Source organism: Blautia segnis, from assembly GCF_014287535.1.
GTDB classification, from domain to species: Bacteria; Bacillota; Clostridia; order Lachnospirales; family Lachnospiraceae; genus Blautia_A; species Blautia_A acetigignens.
This window is the reverse complement of sequence record NZ_JACOOT010000040.1, coordinates 34,663-52,145: the sequence shown is the minus strand read 5'-3', so window position 1 is coordinate 52,145 and position 17,483 is coordinate 34,663. Positions and strand designations below refer to the sequence as shown.

13 protein-coding genes and 4 pseudogenes are annotated in these 17,483 nt (G+C 44.0%); 4 read left to right on the top strand and 13 right to left on the bottom strand.

Going from position 1 to position 17,483, the window contains the following annotated elements:
- Positions 1-28: 28 nt before the first annotated feature.
- Both H8S54_RS17450 and H8S54_RS17445 read right to left on the bottom strand, forming a co-directional pair.
- Positions 29-775, bottom strand: coding sequence for a tetratricopeptide repeat protein (locus H8S54_RS17450; RefSeq protein WP_117853115.1), 747 nt, complete (start codon positions 773-775; stop codon positions 29-31).
- Complete coding sequence (locus H8S54_RS17445; protein WP_117853112.1) at positions 768-1,196, bottom strand: GGDEF domain-containing protein; 429 nt, start codon at positions 1,194-1,196, stop codon at positions 768-770. The genes H8S54_RS17450 and H8S54_RS17445 overlap by 8 nt, the downstream gene beginning before the upstream one ends.
- A 232-nt stretch (positions 1,197-1,428) precedes the next feature.
- On the opposite strand from H8S54_RS17445, the gene H8S54_RS17440 reads away from it, so the two are divergent.
- Positions 1,429-2,229, top strand: a complete 801-nt coding sequence (locus H8S54_RS17440; protein WP_186901922.1) for a Cof-type HAD-IIB family hydrolase — start codon at positions 1,429-1,431, stop codon at positions 2,227-2,229.
- Between the two features lie 78 nt (positions 2,230-2,307).
- Here H8S54_RS17440 and xylB read toward each other — a convergent pair whose 3' ends face one another.
- The 4 genes from xylB to H8S54_RS17420 form a co-directional block, all read right to left on the bottom strand.
- On the bottom strand, positions 2,308-3,768 hold the full coding sequence (gene xylB, locus H8S54_RS17435; RefSeq protein ID WP_021926358.1) for a xylulokinase: 1,461 nt from the start codon (positions 3,766-3,768) through the stop codon (positions 2,308-2,310).
- 83 nt (positions 3,769-3,851) lie between these two features.
- Positions 3,852-5,333, bottom strand: a complete 1,482-nt coding sequence (locus H8S54_RS17430) for an L-fucose/L-arabinose isomerase family protein (protein WP_117853106.1) — start codon at positions 5,331-5,333, stop codon at positions 3,852-3,854.
- Between the two features lie 63 nt (positions 5,334-5,396).
- Positions 5,397-6,014, bottom strand: coding sequence for a DUF4867 family protein (locus H8S54_RS17425; RefSeq protein ID WP_186901921.1), 618 nt, complete (start codon positions 6,012-6,014; stop codon positions 5,397-5,399).
- Positions 6,015-6,135: 121 nt separating this feature from the next.
- On the bottom strand, positions 6,136-6,993 hold the full coding sequence (locus tag H8S54_RS17420) for an AraC family transcriptional regulator (protein ID WP_186901920.1): 858 nt from the start codon (positions 6,991-6,993) through the stop codon (positions 6,136-6,138).
- Between the two features lie 227 nt (positions 6,994-7,220).
- Between H8S54_RS17420 and H8S54_RS17415 the strand changes: the two are divergent.
- A pseudogene (locus H8S54_RS17415) lies at positions 7,221-7,454 on the top strand (type II toxin-antitoxin system HicB family antitoxin); the annotation flags it as partial.
- Here H8S54_RS17415 and H8S54_RS19520 read toward each other — a convergent pair.
- Positions 7,368-7,574 (bottom strand): annotated as a pseudogene (locus H8S54_RS19520) (DUF6783 domain-containing protein); the annotation flags it as partial. The pseudogenes H8S54_RS17415 and H8S54_RS19520 sit on opposite strands and share 87 nt — an antisense overlap.
- Between H8S54_RS19520 and H8S54_RS19515 the strand changes: the two are divergent.
- Positions 7,539-7,616 (top strand): annotated as a pseudogene (locus H8S54_RS19515) (DUF6783 domain-containing protein); the annotation flags it as partial. The pseudogenes H8S54_RS19520 and H8S54_RS19515 overlap by 36 nt on opposite strands.
- A 56-nt stretch (positions 7,617-7,672) precedes the next feature.
- On the opposite strand, the gene H8S54_RS17410 reads toward H8S54_RS19515, so the two are convergent.
- From H8S54_RS17410 to H8S54_RS17390, 5 genes and pseudogenes are all read right to left on the bottom strand, one after another.
- Entirely contained in the window at positions 7,673-10,192 is a 2,520-nt protein-coding gene (locus H8S54_RS17410) for a glycoside hydrolase family 3 protein (protein WP_186901919.1), read from the bottom strand.
- A 13-nt stretch (positions 10,193-10,205) separates the two neighbouring features.
- Positions 10,206-11,774, bottom strand: coding sequence for an alpha-L-rhamnosidase-related protein (locus H8S54_RS17405; protein ID WP_186901918.1), 1,569 nt, complete (start codon positions 11,772-11,774; stop codon positions 10,206-10,208).
- Positions 11,775-11,945: 171 nt separating this feature from the next.
- Positions 11,946-13,502, bottom strand: a complete 1,557-nt coding sequence (locus tag H8S54_RS17400; RefSeq protein WP_186901917.1) for a glucosyltransferase domain-containing protein — start codon at positions 13,500-13,502, stop codon at positions 11,946-11,948.
- Between the two features lie 190 nt (positions 13,503-13,692).
- A complete protein-coding gene (locus H8S54_RS17395; RefSeq protein WP_021926350.1) occupies positions 13,693-13,926 on the bottom strand; it encodes an HPr family phosphocarrier protein in 234 nt (77 codons plus the stop codon).
- Positions 13,927-13,949: 23 nt separating this feature from the next.
- Positions 13,950-15,208, bottom strand: a pseudogene (locus H8S54_RS17390) (MFS transporter).
- A gap of 307 nt (positions 15,209-15,515) precedes the next feature.
- On the opposite strand from H8S54_RS17390, the gene H8S54_RS17385 reads away from it, so the two are divergent.
- Entirely contained in the window at positions 15,516-16,580 is a 1,065-nt protein-coding gene (locus H8S54_RS17385; RefSeq protein WP_117853097.1) for an AraC family transcriptional regulator, read from the top strand.
- 50 nt (positions 16,581-16,630) lie between these two features.
- Here the strand turns inward: H8S54_RS17385 and H8S54_RS17380 are convergent, their stop codons facing one another.
- Entirely contained in the window at positions 16,631-16,903 is a 273-nt protein-coding gene (locus tag H8S54_RS17380; RefSeq protein WP_186901916.1) for a hypothetical protein, read from the bottom strand.
- Positions 16,904-17,483: the final 580 nt, after the last annotated feature.

Here is a 17,483-nt window from a genome sequence, read left to right as displayed (position 1 = left end):
GCCAGACAAATAAAATGCCGGAACGCTTCTACATCTTCAAAATTTTTTCCGGAAGTGACAGTATATTCTCTGCTTCTTTGATTGCAGCAGCTTTATTTCCTGTTTCCACATAAACACGCACAGAATCTACTATTCTGTTAATCTCTGCTGCCGAACAACAGTCCTGGGATTTTCCGTCACTTTCCATAGACGCCATGTCAAGATACTTTCTTGCCTGTTTATATTTCTTTTCCCCCAGATATCCAACAGCAAGATTTACAAGATACTGCTTTTTATTGTCAATTTTTTTCGAATCCCTTTGTTCCCTCTTTTGACAAAGTTCATATACTTTTCTAAAATATTCTGCCGCTCCTGCAGCGTCTCCCGCGTTATTCAGCAAAGCTCCAATATTGTTATACACCATTCTCATCATCACTTTGTTACCACATTCGCGGGCAAGCTTTAGCGACTTATAATAATAATCCAGGCCCAACAGGTCATCTCCCTGGTTTACATAAATAATAGCAATAATATTATAGGTTTTCATCAGAAGATCCTGATATCCATATTTTTCCTGAACTTTTTTTGCAAGCATCATATTGGCCAGAGCTTTCTGGAACTCGCCCATGGAAAACATGGTATCCCCCATGTACAGACGGGCATATGCTACCTCATAAGCTTCTTCATTGCTGATACCATGCTCCAGAATTTCACTGCAAATATTGTATGCCTTTCTGGGATCTGAAAATCTGTATTCAATTACTTTCTCGCACTTTTTTTCAATTTCTTTATCCATTTTCTTCTCCCTGGAGGGATTCTACGATTACAAAGCCATTTTTAGAATTTTTCTTCAAATCATAGAGCGCCTTATCCGCCGCTTCCATAACTGACATAGTCTGGGATCCGCCGATTGCCAGCAGGAATTCATCCCCTGCTACATGCCCATAAGTATCATTATATTCTTTGAAAAAGTCCACATCAATGATCAAAACGGCAAATTTATTCCCCACAGCTTTTGCATCAGAAAATGCCTGAACCATATATTTTCGGATGCCCCGTCGGTTCAGCACGCCTGTAAGCTCATCATATTCGCTTCTTTTATACAGAGCATTCCGCCACGCTTCCATATTGACCCGTTTGCTGGATTCTTCCTGAAGTTCGATTCGTTTCCGCAGGCGCTTCACAACCGTTTCTCTGGATGCCGCCTTAAATTTCATATATTATCCCTGTCCGTCAACATTTTCCAGACAATTTCTTTGCACAAAAACAGTCCAAAAGTGATTGCCAGGCACTTCGTAAACTCCAGGCAAATCCTGCCCGGGCAATCTTTATACATGTAAAAGCAGTTGAAGAGAGGTCACAGGTATCGTATAATTATTTGCATCACCAAAGACACATAAGGCCATTAAAAAAATGATTTTTCAAACAGGCTCGATTCAGGAGAATACTATGAAATACAAATTTGCAGCCGCCGATATGGACGGCACTTTATTAAATGATTCTAATGAGATCACTCCACATACAGTCAAAATCATCCGCCAGGCAGTGGATAAAGGGCTGATTTTTTCCATCTGTACAGGCCGTCCCATTCAGGGCGTATCCCGCTACCAGAAGCAGCTTGGCATTCAGGGGCCTGTGATCACCTACAACGGCGCTATGATCCTGGATTCTGCAACAGAAAAAATCCTCTACCGCCAGGAGCTTGCATCCGATGACGCCCGCAAAATCCTGGAAGCAGGCATCCGCTATGACACTACCATGTGCATCTGGTCTGATAACAAATTATACGGAAACCAGTTAAATGACCGCATCCACGAATACAGCCAGGCAACCAAAGTAACGCCTCTTCCCATTTCCTCCATAGAACAGCTTCTCTCCCAAGGCATTACCAAAATCCTGTGGTATGATGATGTGGAGAAAATTCAGCAAATAGAAAAAGAGCTGCGCAGTGCAGCCCATTTCCAGAATGTTACTTTTTGCACTTCCAAGCCTTTTTACCTGGAATTTTTCAACAGCAAGGTGTCCAAAGCCGCTGCCATTGACAGGATTGGAGAACTCTACGGCTTTTCCCCTGCCGAAACCATTGCCATTGGCGACGGTTTCAACGACCTCCCCATGATCCGCTACGCTGCCCTGGGCGCGGCCATGTCCAACGCCCCAGACGGGGTAAAGCAGTATGCAGACTATGTTGCAAAGCATACGAATAATGAAGACGGAGTGGCTGAGGTTCTGGAAAAGTTTGTTCTATAAGGTTCTCAAAAGCAAAACAGAGCGGTCATAACGCACCGCTCTGTTTTGCTTTTTGTTTAATCTTAAACTTCCATATTCTTATTTAAATAATGGTTTCATTGTCGGATACAGCTGTCTGAATTTCTGGTATCTTTCCTCATATTTGGCAGCCAGTTCCGGAGTTGGTTCTACGGTATCTACTACTTTGGCAAGTTTTTTGCCTGCTGTCTCAACATCCGGGAAAACGCCGCAGCCTACCGCTGCAAGCATAGCGCCGCCAAGGGACGGTCCCTCTTCCACTTCCAGGACATCCACCTTAATGTTCATCACATTTGCAATAATCTTTTTCCAGAGAGGGCTCTTTGCTCCGCCGCCGCAGATCTTGGTACGCTCGATCTTGATGCCAAGGCTCTTGGCAACCTCAAGGGAATCACGAAGTGCAAACGCAACCCCCTCCAGAACAGCCTGTGTCATATCTGCTCTTGAAGTGTCCATGGACATTCCGAAAAATACGCCTCTTGCATCCGGGTCATTGTGAGGAGAACGCTCTCCCATCAGGTATGGAAGGAAGTAAACATGGTTCTCTCCAAGCTTTGTGATCGGTGCCTGCTCTGCTGCGAAATCCTTGGTTCCAAGAATCTCCTCAGCCCACCATTTGTTGCAGGAAGCAGCGCTGAGCATGCATCCCATAAGGTGATAGCTTCCGTCTGCATGGCAGAAGGAATGAAGGGCATTGTTCTCGTCTACGCCAAAATTCTTGCTGGAAATAAATACAGTTCCAGATGTTCCAAGAGAAATGTTGCACTGGCCATCGCCAACCGTTCCGGTTCCAACAGCTGCTGCCGCATTGTCACCTGCTCCTGCGATTACTTTCACATTCTCGGAGAAACCAAGCTCTTTCGCAACCTCTGGCTTCAGGGTTCCCACAACCTCCCAGCTCTCGTAAACCTTCGGAAGCTGCTCTTCCTTCACGCCGCAGATCTCCAGCATTTCCTTAGACCAGCAGCGGTTCTTCACATCAAGAAGCAGCATACCGGATGCATCAGAAACATCTGTGCAGAAGGATCCGCTTAAGCGGTAAGCAAGATAATCCTTCGGAAGCATGATCTTTACAACCTTCGCAAATTTCTCCGGCTCATTTTTCTTCATCCACAGGATCTTCGGAGCAGTAAAACCGGCAAACGCAATGTTGGCAGTGTACTGGGAAAGCTTATCCTTGCCGATTACATTGTTCAGATAATCAGTCTCCTCAGAGGTACGCCCGTCATTCCAGAGAATTGCAGGACGGATTACCTGGTCCTGATCGTCCAGAGTTACCAGGCCATGCATCTGACCGCCAAAGCTGATTCCAGCAACCTGTGAGCGGTCGATTCCCTCAGTCAGTTCCTTCATTCCCGCCATGCTCTGGGTGTACCAGTCTTCCGGATTCTGCTCAGACCAGCCCGGATGGGGGAAAAATAAGGGATACTCTTTGGAAACAATATTACAGATTTTTCCGGATTCTTCCATAAGAAGAAGCTTCACTGCGGAAGTACCAAGGTCAACACCGATAAAATACATTTTGTCCTCCTTACCAAAACAGCCGTACCGCATAAAGTGGTACGGCCGTTTTTATACGCCTATAAATTATTAACGTTACTTAATTAGCCCCATGGATTCTCAGTTGGATATCTTACACCAGCCGGCTGGTTGTAACCGATCTTCTTCACATCAAGTCCAAGGAATTTCACTACTTCATAGAATGCTTTTCCGTAGTGTCCAAACATAACTGCGCCATGATGCGGGAAGTTGCCCTCGATGAGAACGTGACGGTAGAATCTTCCCATCTCCTTGATTGCGAAAATACCGATACCGCCGAAGGATCTTGTAGGTACATCAAGGACTTCACCTTCTGCAACATAGGAAACCAGTTCTCCTTCAGAGTTGCACTGCAGACGATAGAATGTAATATCAGATGCAGCGATATCTCCCTCAAGAGTTCCTCTTGTAAAGTCTGGCTCAGATCCTGCCGGCTCAAGAAGTCTGTGCTGGATCAGCTGATATTTAACTGCTCTGGACTCGCACATCTTGCATGCCGGAGTATTTCCGCAATGGAAGCCCATGAATGTATCTGTCAGCTTGTAATCATATCTTCCCTTGATGTCCTCATCATAAATGTACTGCGGAACAGAGTTGTTGATGTCAAGGAGTGTAACAGCATCCTGAGAAATGCAAAGTCCGATGTACTCGCTGAGTGCTCCGTAAATATCAACCTCACAGGATACCGGAATTCCTCTGGAAGCAAGACGGCTGTTTACATAGCAAGGCTCAAATCCGAACTGTGACGGGAATGCAGGCCAGCATTTGTCAGCGAATGCAACGTATTTTCTTGCACCCTTGTGAGCCTCTGCCCAGTCAAGAAGAGTCAGCTCAAACTGTGCCATTCTCTCGCTAAGGTCAGCATAGTATCTGCCTTCGCCCATCTCTTTTGCCATATCTGCGCAAACTTCCGGGATACGAGGATCGTTCTCATGCTCTTTGTAAGCAACCAGAAGGTCAAGCTCAGAGTTCTCTTCGATCTCAACACCCAGCTCATAAAGTCCCTTGATCGGTGCGTTGCATGCGAAGAAGTCCTGCGGACGCGGTCCAAAGGTAATGATCTTCAGATTGCGAACACCGATGACAGCACGTGCAACTGGTACGAAGTCTGCGATCATCTTCGCAATGTCATCAGCTCTTCCTACCGGATATTCCGGAATATAAGCCTCAAGATGACGCATCTTTAAGTTGTAGGAGCAGTTCAGCATACCGCAGTAAGCATCACCACGTCCGTTGATCATGTCGCCGTCGCCTTCAGCAGCTGCTACATACATGCAAGGTCCGTCAAATCTCTCTGCAATCAGAGTCTCAGGAGTCTCAGGTCCGAAGTTTCCAAGGAAAACAACCAGTGCGTTGCACTCTGCCTTGTTTACATCCTCAAGAGCCTTCTCCATGTCCTTCTCATTCTCAACAGTTACTGGACATTCATAAAGCTCTCCTTTGTAAGCTTCCATGATAGCTGCGCGTCTCTTCTCGGAAAGCTCGATTGGGAAACAGTCACGGCTTACTGCGATTAATCCAAGTTTTACTACTGGTATATTATTCATAATAGGTATTCCTCCATATTTAAATTTTCTTATTATTTGACTGCTATAATTAATTTGAAAAACTTAGTCGATTGTGATGTTCTCACCTTTCAGGCCATTGAATGCGCCTTCGATCTTCGCATCCTCATGGGCGATCAGCCATTTGTTCTTGGCTGTCATCAGGCTGTCCTCTCCGGTCTTCTCAGTTGGGAAAGTAAGCTCTGTGTTGGTTCCCTTCGGCAGTACAACAACGCACTGGAAACCGCCTTCGTTCACATGGCATGGTGCATAGTGAAGTGTGGTTGCGTAAACTTCAATTCCGGTTCCTGCAGGTACCAGGAATGCCTCGATCTTAGATGTGTCATATGTATGATCCGGCTCGATGTCCTGCTGATGTCCAATCAGAAGAACCAGGTCTGTTACTGCCACATTGATCTCGGAATTGCGGTGATACTCCACTGCATTTAATTTCTTGTTATGTCCGTTGCAGTATCCGATCTGGATAGGCAGTCCGCCGTATCCCTTGTTCTGCAGGTCTTTCATAACATCCAGTGCTTCCAGCTCCTCCACAGACGGAACGTAGATTACGTCCTCCGGAACCGGTGTGTGTTTCATTTCTTTAATAAGGCTTGTAAAGTCGTATCCCTCCAGCACCTGTCCGTATTTACGGAATGCCAGATCTGTTACTTTCTGAATCTTCACGTTTAACCTCCTTTTGCCTGACCTCAGGCTCTTTTTTAAGCTGAAAAAAGCATACCATATCCTGGCATGCTTTTCGACGGATTTCTTGTCTTATCTATAGCACTTTTTTGACCTTTTGTTATCAGCGAATGACTGCAAGCTTTTGTCTTAGCTCGCTTGGAAGATCCCCATACTTTTTCTGGAATTCCCGGGAAAATGCCCTGCTGCTTGCAAATCCGTTGTCCAGGGCAATCTGGCTGATGGTTTTCTCTGTGTTACTCAGCTCCCTGTAGGCGTAGGACATACGGATTTCCTGCAAATACGCCTTAAAATTGATTTTCGCATACTTTTTGAACATTCGCGACAAATAGGCATCGGAATATCCAAAAAGGGCAGCCATGTCAGAGAGTTTCATTTCTTCTGTATAATGCTCCCGCATATAACTGGTAATTTTTGACAAAGCATCCAGACGGCGGCTGTCCTGGATTTCCTCCTGGGCGGCTTCTGTCTCACGGTAATCCCGTACCATAAGATACAAAATATTGTAATACAGCGCCATGGTCCGGTACTCCCAGCCCTCTTCCTTTGCCCGGTATGCCTTGTACAGCTCTTCTATGAAAAAGGCCAGCTTCCGGTTATCCGGTGCCTTGTTTTTCCGATCCTTGGCTACACGGGCAGCGCTTGTGAAACGGATGAAGCGCTGTGCCGTAAAATATTTCTCAAACTGCTTCAGAGGAATCTGCAATACCACAGTTTCGTTTTTGCCTGGCGCATGGATGGAATGAATCTCATTGGAATTAATAATAATCAGTCCGCCCGCCTCCAGCGGATATTCCTCATCATTCAGGAAAAACGTCAGCCCGCCTTTCAGCACTGCAAAAATCTCAATGGATGTATGCCAGTGCTTCTCTCTCTCATAATTGCCATGTCCGCCCTCAAATAAAAATATTTTAAATGGCAGTCCCTCATTAGGTATGATCAGTTCATGCTGAAATTCCATGGTTCACCTCCCGCAGTTGTTTTTCTAAAATACGATCGTTTTTCAACAGTATTGTGTAAACTACTTCTACATGTAAGAATATCATTTTACAGAAGTTTTTACAATCCCGTTCCCTTTTTCCATTTATATAAATATGTTGCTGTTTACTCTCTTGTATTTCCATACTCAAACGCTTATAATATTTCTAAAAATGGATTTTATTACTTTATTTTCCTGGGAGGTTTATTATGAAATTTATATATCCTGCAGTTTTTAAGAAAACCGAAGACGGCCGCTACAAGGGAACTTTCCCCGACCTGGAGGGCTGCTTCGGAGAAGGTGACACCTTAGACGAAGCCATCGAAAATGCCAACGCCGCTGCTTTCGACTGGATCTCAGTAGAGCTTTCCGAAGAAGTCCCGGAACTCCCGCCCATTACCGACCCTGACGACATGGAACTGGAAGAGGGCGATGTAGTGCGGAATATTCAGGTGAATATACGGTTGTATGAAGGATGGGATGAATAGAATTCTTCTCATTCCAGCTACGGCAACTGAATTCGTGTAAAATATACTGCAAAGTGGGGCGTGCAAATTGCGGAAATGATTTTGGTTGCACGCTCTAAATCAATGAATATTTCGTAAAAGAATCCCCCGGAGCACCATATGTCTCCGGGGGATTCCTTTATATAAAAATTTATTTAATTTTCCTCATACTGATTGGATTTCCAGATTACGCTGACCAGCCTTGCGATGCAGGCTTTCAGATCCTCCAGCTTCAGAGTCCCTGCTTCCAGTTCCTTTTTCATATTGTCATGGTCGCCAAAGCAGCCTGGCATAACCAGGTCGTTTCCGGCGCGCATGCAGCCAGAAGCTGTACAGCTGTCATCACGTTCAGTTGTTGTCCAGTCGGTCATGATGACACCGCCAAAGCCCCACTCATTTCTTGCCACCTCTGTGCAAAGATCATAATTGTTGGCAGCGTGAACGCCGTTGATCAGATTATAACTTGTCATAATGGAAAGAGGCTGAGATTCTTTCACTGCAAGCTCAAAGCCCTTCAGGTAAAGCTCACGGATGGTTCTCTCAGAAACAATGCTGTCAGAGCCCATACGATTGTCTTCCTGGTTGTTGCAGGCAAAATGCTTGATGGTAGTTCCGCATCCATAGTTGGACTGTACGCCATTTGTCATGGCAGCTGCAATGGTACCTGCTACATACGGATCCTCGGAATAGTACTCAAAGTTTCTTCCACAAAGAGGATTTCTGTGGATATTCATTCCAGGAGCAAGCCATAAGGTAACTCCGAAATGCTCCATCTCTTTTCCGATCATAGCGCCCACTTTTTCAATCAGGGCTGTATTCCAGGTCTGTGCCAGCATGGTTCCCACTGGAATTGCCGTACAGTACTGGTAGTATCTGTCGCCAGGAAGCTCAGTAGGACCATTGTAGAAAAGTCCGCCTTCCAGACTGAATTCAAATGGCATGGAAATGATCTTTCCTTCATTTACATTGTAATATTTCATAAGGCGAAGGCCAGCCGGGCCATCTGCAAGAACAATACTTGCCAGACCTTTGTCAATAGCACATCTATGTGTCTCACCTGCGGAGCCTGGTACGGAAATTCCGGCTGCTCCCAGGTTTCCACCCTGTGCTTTTCCAGGATCACCGGCAGCCAGATTAATAAGCTCTTCAACAGAAAGAGTATTTACAAATTCCATTGCCTCAGGTGCAGCCAATTCACTGTTCTTACGGTATACAATTTCCTTTGTCTTAAACTCAGCTGCTTTCAGTTCCAGAACCGGAAGCTGCTTTGACCTGGCAAGCGCAGCCTGTACAGCTTCACGTTTACAGGTTGCACCTGCTGGCTGCTCTAATTCTTTTAATGCATCCTTTAGCGGAAAAAGATTCTTCACTTTTTCCAGAACTGCATCCTGATCCAGCTGCAGCCCGAATGTCAAATTGGCACTTTCCAGGCTGTTTCCAAGAAAGATTCCATAAAATCCTTTTTCCAGAACCCATGCTGCTTTTTTCTCATCATAGGATGTTAAGCATTCTGCCGGGATTTCCAGCGTGATGCTCTGTGCCTCTCCTGGCTGTAACAGTTCTGTTTTTGCATATGCGATCAGACGATGTGCTTCTTTTTCCATGGAGCCACCAGGTAAGGAAGCATATGCCTGTACAACTTCCTTTCCAGCAACAGCACCAGTATTCTTTACAGACATGGAAACCTTCAGAAGATTTGTCTGTTCTTTTTTAATTGACGCATTCTGAATTTCAAATGTGGTATAGGAAAGTCCGTATCCAAAGCCATAGCGAACCGGAATTCCAAATGTATGAAAATAGCGATATCCTACATAAAGCCCTTCCTCATAGAACTCCTTTTCCACATTACCGTTATTGTGGGAAAAAGTAGCCGCGCTTGGATAATCCTCATATTTATATGCCCAGGAATCCACCAGCTTTCCAGATGGATTTACCTTGCCGGAAATGACATCTGCGAAAGCATTTCCTCCTTCCATTCCAGGCTGTACAATCACCAGAAGTGCTTTGATATTGGAAAATTCATCCATAAAGGAAAGGTCCACCTGTCCGCCTGCATTGATAACAATAATAACATTTTTGTAATATTGGCAAAGATCTGCCAGCATCTGGTGCTCGTCATCCTTCAGATAATAATCTCCTTTATCTGCATTGCGGTCTGCGCCTTCTCCGGCAACACGGCTCAGTACATAGATTGCAGTGTCTGTGCTTTCATCAGCTTCCGGTACCTTTACAGGATCACCAGTTGGCATAATAAAGGGTGTTGTACTGTAAACCGTAAAAAAGTCCATCACATCACCGCCAGTCTGGCTGGCTCTTGCATTAATATCATTTTTCCAGTCCTGACGGGCTTTCTCATAAATCTGATCGTAGCTGCTGATCCAGTCTTCATTGGTGATTTGGTAACCTGCATTTTTCAGCCCCTGCCAGATAGAAATGTTCTCACGCTCATTTACATCACCGGAGCCAGTTCCACCCTTGATTGTTCTGCCTGCGCCTGCACCATAAACAGCAACTGCACTTCCCGGTTTCAGAGGCAGTATCTGGTCTTCATTTTTCAGAAGAACAATTCCCTCATCTGCTGCTTCTCTTGCTATCTGGCGATGTTCATTCTCCCATGACGCAGCTTCCGGGTTAGTTGTTCCTGAAAAAGTTCTTTCTTTTAAAACACGTGTCATAATTATTTCCTCCTCAGGCAAAATATTTTCTCAAAAGATAAGTCGGAGTACAGCTCCACGCATGGCAGTAGCTGTTAACAATACTGCTTCCATAAGGAGACTCTGCCGGATTTTCCGGATTATAAAGCTCCCAGAAGGTGTCTGCTCCGTGGCTGATCATTCCGCCCCAGTAGTATTTCATATAGTCAAGAGCCTGCTCTTTTTTCCCGCAAAGAAGAAGTGCTTCTACATAATGATGATTCATATACGGGGAAACCATACCTTTTTCCGGCTTCATGTCTGTTATTTTTTCAAGAATCTGTGCGCCGTCTTCTTTGTCTACTGCACCAGCAAGTACCATCCAAACCTGGCTTGCATAATTAATCTGTCTGTCCGGTCCACTTACAAACAGTCCGGCTTCAGAATCCAGAAGATATTTTTTTGCTGCTTCTGTTTTGGCTTTTTCTTCCTTTGCAAGCTCTGCTGCTTTTTCGGTATCCCCAAGGATTTCAGCAATTTCACGTACCTTTTTCGCACAATAAATATATACGCCCTGCATCGCAGCCTGCTTGTCCAGGCCATCAGTCCAGTCGATAAATGCCCAGAAGCCTTCGCCGCAGATCAGAAGATCTTTCTCGTCAAACTGTTTTCCTGCAAGCTCCATCTGGCGGTAAGCACATTTGCTCAGGTCACGAAGAGTCTCCATGTCACCGGAAGCCTTATAGTAATCAAGAAGTGCGGCTCCGTAGAACATAGAGTAGTCCAGAAGGAAGGTATCATCCACAATAAATTTCGGCTCTGTAAACAGGCAGGCGCTTACCATTCCGTCATCTCTTGTCTGGCCTGCAAACAGGTAAAGACATCTTTTTACCAGGTCATAGTTTTTAAATGTATCATAATTTGCCAGTGCCTGAAGTCTCAGGTCTCCCAGCCACAGTCTGCGGTCACGTTTCGGGCCGTCTTCAAATACAGACTGCATGCAGTTCATTAAAGTACGCAGGCTGACCTTGTCCAGTGTACGGATCATTTCGTCATCACTCTTGATAGGCTTTACCTGATCCATGTTTACAGAAGAAACACTGACACAGGTTACATCCTCCACAACCATCTGCCATTTCAGGGAAGTATCGATTGCCTCGATTTCCAGATAGCGGAAAGCATAGCGTCTTGGCAGCTTCAGTTCTGCTGGCAGCACATCAATATGAATAAATTCTTCCTGGATCCATCCGCGGCTGATCCATCCGTCATAGTCTGCGGAATCCTCCGTCATCTCTTTTGCAATCTCTCCGAATTTCAGACGGAAAAATGCAGGTGAGTCCTGCGGGCTTCCTACAGAAGCAAGCTTCAGAGTTACATATCCAACCTGGTGATCTCCAAAGTCCAGGCACAGCTTGTCCCCTTTGGCAAGATGGTAGCTGGAAAGATTTTCAATGGAGTCTTTGACAACTACATCTGGATATATGTTTTCTGTTTTTACAACATCCACGATAGAAACTGGCTTTACAACGGTCTCCTGAAGCTTCGGTGCGCAGGCCTCTGCTTTTTTTACAAAATCATCGTTGGTTACACGAACCATATTTAAATCAATGCTTACTTCTGGCATAATTCTTTTCTCCTTTCGGTACTCTTCCTTCGATGGGTTTACTTTACCTCTTTTTTAGGTGTTTTCCAATTGTTTTTTTTGAGATGAAATACTGACCTTTTTTACGAATTTTACAACAAAAAAGCAGCAACTCCATGCTCACATGAAATCACTGCTTTAACCCATAGCTTTTTAGTCAGATAACTTGATAATAACGGTGTCCTTATAGATTGCAATTGATCCGTAATCCGGATAACAGGGCATATTTTTTACATAAGGATCTTTTCTCAGTTCTTTTACCTGGTCATTGTCAACAAGGTTTGGTACATATCCCATGTAATGCCAGAACCAGGATTTTCTGGAATAATAGTTTACAAGCGGTTTTTCTTCTGTAACTCCGTTGCCTCCATAGTGGAATTTATTGGAGTCCTTCCACTGATTATGAAAGGTCTCATCCGATACTTTTCCAATAAACGCCCAGCTAAGAGAGGTATTAAAGCCTTCCGTCATTCGTACCTGTGTCAGCATGGAACTTAAATATGCTTTGGTTTGTTCTGTATTGTAATACATTGCCATATAATTTCCATTGGACAGCCAGACATATTGAACCGTGACCAGAATCAGAAGTGCTGCTACGCTGTTTCGTCCATACAGATACAGCTTTCGGCGGGAAAGCTTATTGATTTTCACATCTGCGTTTTGAACGATCAGATCCATAACCATAACCGGCACCAGAAAAATGAAAACAGAGCCATATACCATCATGGTATAGATTTCGCTCTCAGAGCACATAATGGTGATGCCGTTTACTGCCAATGGAAAAATCATGCACAGCAAAATACATTCTAAAATCAGGCTCACTCTGGCTTTCTTTGCCCAAAGTAGATAAACAATCCCCACAAATGAAATTATTGCAAGAATCACAATTGCGATTCTGACAACAACTGTAGATGAAATTCCATAATAATCAATGAATGGCATCTTTACGATATCTCCCACCGCACGCTTCAGAAGTCCCGGAAGACTGCGTAAAGAAATATTTCCCATATTATTAATTCCCTGATAATCAGACAATTCGGCGCCGTGTTTTGCCAAATTCCATTTCATACAGCCATAATATGCTGCAAATCCCAGAATCATAGTAAAAAGATCAAGAACTCCTCTGCAAAGTACCGTAAGCAATCTGGATTTACCCGACAGAACCTCTTTTAACAGCAAAATAACAAACAAACTTGCAGTCATTGGCAGATAGGCCTGATAGATTCCAAGGGATACTGCAAGGCAAAGAGTTCCGCCGACGAGACCGATCCAATGGTATTTTCTGGCCACCCAGACGGCCAGGACTGCTAAAAATGCTGCGAGGGAATTATATTCTACCACATACATAAAGAACATGGAACTGGTAACAACAGGAAAGCTGATAAAAATTCCTGCAAATACACAGCAAAGCGGTACAGACTGAATATTCAGTACATCGATGATCAGGCAGACACTCACGGATAAAAGAAAAATGGCAATCAGCCCGTTCACCATAGGAATATTATAGTTCACGCCGTACTTTATATGAAGCTGGGACAATAACTCAATTACCCACCTTCCTGATGTAACACCTGTTCCAACACCCACTGGTGTCTGTGAGATATTATCGTAATTCTGCAGTACATTGGTAAGTGCAAATAAATGTGCCGCAAGACCTACGAAAATACTTGTGAAGAATGTGTATTTAAAGCGTTTTTCTGTAAGTTTCATTGATACCCCCTTATTTTTATAAATAGCACTTTACTTATACTGTTATTGTGCACATTCTGTAAAAAATGTCAAGCCATACAAACATAACAGAACAAAGTTCAGGCGGCATTCTTTTCTCAACGCAGCAAACGCCCCGGAATGATTTCCGGGGCGCATGGGATTATGGCAATAATCGGTTTTCGTCTGGCAATTATGCTTCTTGAACAAATTCCGCAAATGCTTCTCGCACCTTCTGCTCATCATCTGTATCTGCGTTAAGCACCAGCGGCTGGCTCAGGTCCAGGCTGAAAATTCCCATGATGGACTTGGCGTCCACATAATATTTTCCGCTCTGCAGATCCATGTCGCAGTCAAATTTGCTGCAGATTTTGTTAAATTTATCGGCATCCTGCATGGACACGATTTTCACGTTTAATTTTACCATCTTCTAATGTCTCCTTTCAGGGATTATGCTGCTCTTCTTTCATCTAATTCCTTGATGATCTGCGGGTAAATTTTATCAAGGTTATAGAACATCATGGTGATAATTGTTGCAATGTTCATCACGATGGGAACCCAAATGTACATGGTTGTGATGTAGCTCTGTGCAGTTGCAGACTGTACGGAAAGAACTGCGTCAAATCCGCCGAACTGAAGCAGTGCTGCACCAATACTGCTGGCAATTGCCATGCCCACTTTTCCAATAAATCCGTTTACTGCGGAAAGAGTTCCCGCTGTATTTACACCGCTCTTCCACTCGCCATAGTCAACCGGGTCAGGCTGCATTGCAAAGTGCATGCTTCCTTTCAGACCGTATCCGGCTGCTGCGACCACTGCACCGCCGATCAGCACCGGAACATTGGTACCCCCAAAGAAGATGATGAGAAGACCGCCTGCATGTACCATGCTTCCCCGATCATCAGGTTTCTCTTGCTTGTAAGCTTTACAAGGAATGGAGCCAGAAGGTTGGTTACAATTGGCACCAGTGTTGTAATGGTGGCAACGATCTGAACCATGCTGGTGTTCTGTACTACATAGGTAAAATAGTAAATAACTGCACTTGCCTGAATTACATATCCGCCGAAAAACCATACAATGTTCAGCGCAAATAATTTCCACGGGCCATTGTGAAGCAGACAGGAAATGTTTGCTTTCAGGCTAACTTTTTCCGCCTGTACCATAACACGTTCTTTTGTGTTAAAGAAGCAGAAGAAAAATGCCAGGCAGCCGATCACACCGAAGATGATCATAACAATACGGAAACCAAGGGCTTCATTTCCATTTCCAAATTTATCTACAAGAGTTAAGGCAAAAGCACTTACAACCGTAGAACCAACAGAGGAGAAGAAGGTTCTGCAGGAAGCAAGAACGGTTCTCTCATGCGGGTTTTCACTAAGCGCCGGAAGAATGGATGCCATTGGAATGTTGACAATTGTGTAGGATGTTGACAGTAAAATATAGGTTACGTATGCGTAGATCAGCATTCCAGTCTGTCCTATATCCGGTACAGAGAAAGCAAGGACTGCTGTTACGCCAAAGGGAATTGCTCCAAACAGGATCCAGGGTCTTGATTTTCCCCATCTGGTATTGGTCTTGTCAATGAGATAGCCAACGATCAGATCGGACACACCGTCAATAAATTTGGTTACCAGGAACATAATGCTGACTGCCCCTGCATTTAAATGCATTACATTTGTGTAAAAATACAGCAGATACAGGGAAATCATCTGCCAGATCAGATTACATGCAAAATCAGAGGAACCATAGCCGATTCTCTGACGCCAAAGTCCGATTTTTACTTTTTTTCCACTTCGTTCATTTTCATTACCTCCGTCTTTTATGGTTTTACTTTACCCTTTTTTACAGGTTTCTCCAATTGTGATTTTTTTTGCGAAATACTGATTTTTTTTATGATTTTTTTTCGGGAAAATATAATCTTTTTTCTATTACAGCTTCGGTCAACTATCACTTTTCTTATAAAATCAGATATGGTATACTCAGCTTATCTATAGACAACGCAATGAGGATCGTACTATGAAATTAACCAGAAGTGAATTTCAGAATTACATACATTCTTACGAACAGGATGAGATTTTTTACCGTGATCTCTATTTTGCAGAGAAAGAGCATCCAGAGACGTTTCGAGAATACTGCCAGAATCTGGACAGGGAAATGATCGCCCAGCGCAAGCTTTATGTTCCTGCCCTTCGCAAGGAAGGGTGGCTCCCTTATCTGAATGAAGGAACTTTATTCCAGGATTTTACAGGGGATATTATGCTTTCCAAGCACTACCGCTACACTCCAGCCTTTGCCCATGAGCATGAATTTTTTGAAATTATGTGCATTTATGACGGCACGGTAAAGACCACCATCCAGGGGATTCCGCATACTTTGCAGCAGGGAGATGTGTGCATTATCCCTCCTCACACCAGACACAGCGTGAGTATTTTTGATGACAGCATTGCCATCAATATTCTGGTGCGGACTTCCGCTTTCCAGTCCACCTTTTTCCAGACACTGACTGCAGACAGCGCACTGTCCCAGTTTTTTACCCATGTGCTCTATCACAAAACAGAGGGGAATTTTCTGATTTTCCACACTGGAAATGATAAAATTGTTATGAAATCTGTGGAGAAGCTTTTTATAGAATATCTTGGCCATGAGAAATACAGCTATACTTTTCTCAACTCCATGCTGATCTTATTCTGGGCCAAGCTTCTTCGCTACCACGAAAATGATATTGAATCCATCCTCACAAAGGAGACTACTGGCAGTTCCATGACTGAAATTCTGAACTACCTGAACCAGAATTTCCAGATTGCATCGCTTAGCGACACTGCTGCGCATTTTGGCTACAGTTCCTCTCATTTCAGCAAATTAATAAAGGAAGGTACCGGGCGTACCTTCCTTCAGATCATACGTGATATTAAACTAAACCAGGCCTGCCGCGCCCTCCGGGAAACCACACTGAGCATTCCATCCATCTGCAAGCTTGTGGGGTATGAAACAACGGAGCATTTCATGCGCACTTTTAAGAAAGCGTATGGGATGACACCGGGGGAATATCGGAAAACTTCCAGTTCGCTTTTGGAAAAATGACTGGTTCAGTTCTCATGCATCAGTTTTCCCAACACGTATTCGTCCTGGTTTTACTTTCCAAGCAACTGCTGAAGTTCTTTGATTTTCTGATGAGCTTCTTCTAATTGCTGCTCTTTAGATTGAAGTGCTTCTTGCTTCATGTTCAACTCTAAGCTAAGTGAATCAATTGACTCCTGCTTCGTACTTACCTCCGCACTTAGCGACTCAATCGTTTCTTGCTTCGTGCTTACCTCCGCACTTAACGAATTAATCGCCTCTTGCATCTGATCTACCATGTACTGCACGGTGTTTCGGTCAAGTATTTTAAGTTCTGCTGAATACATTTCCATCATCCTTTCCACATTCTGGCAAATGTAATATAAATGCTCGTACATGACTTTGAACTTCGGGTACTCTGTAATCAGGCTGATCATCAGCTCCGGCGAGTCTGGGCTTAGAAATACAAGCCATGCTTCAAGCAGGTTCCTTATACCGTTATTGTGCACAGTCTGCGAAAAAATGTCAAGTGGTATAAACACATATAATGGGTATATACATCTGGATATTTGTGGAACTGTACCGGGCTTTTTTCAAAAAGCACTATGGTATAGACACCTTTTATACTGCCGTAAAAGTAAATCTGCTGAATAATAGGAAAATACTGTTTCAGCTTATTTTCCATAAAGTCTCTCCTGTCTTTTCACAAGGCATTGATGCGCATCAAATGTAGTCCGTTTGTTTCGAGAAATATTCGCTTCGAAATGAAGCAAAGAAAATTCTTTTAAAAGAAATGCTCTTATAAGATAGAAAAAGTTTATCACAGAACAGGAGTAAAACAAAGAAAAATCGTTCGACAAAATTCGGCATAAAATTCCGACCGGGAGAAGGTGAGGAAAACAAACGAAAACCTTGAATCGTCCCATT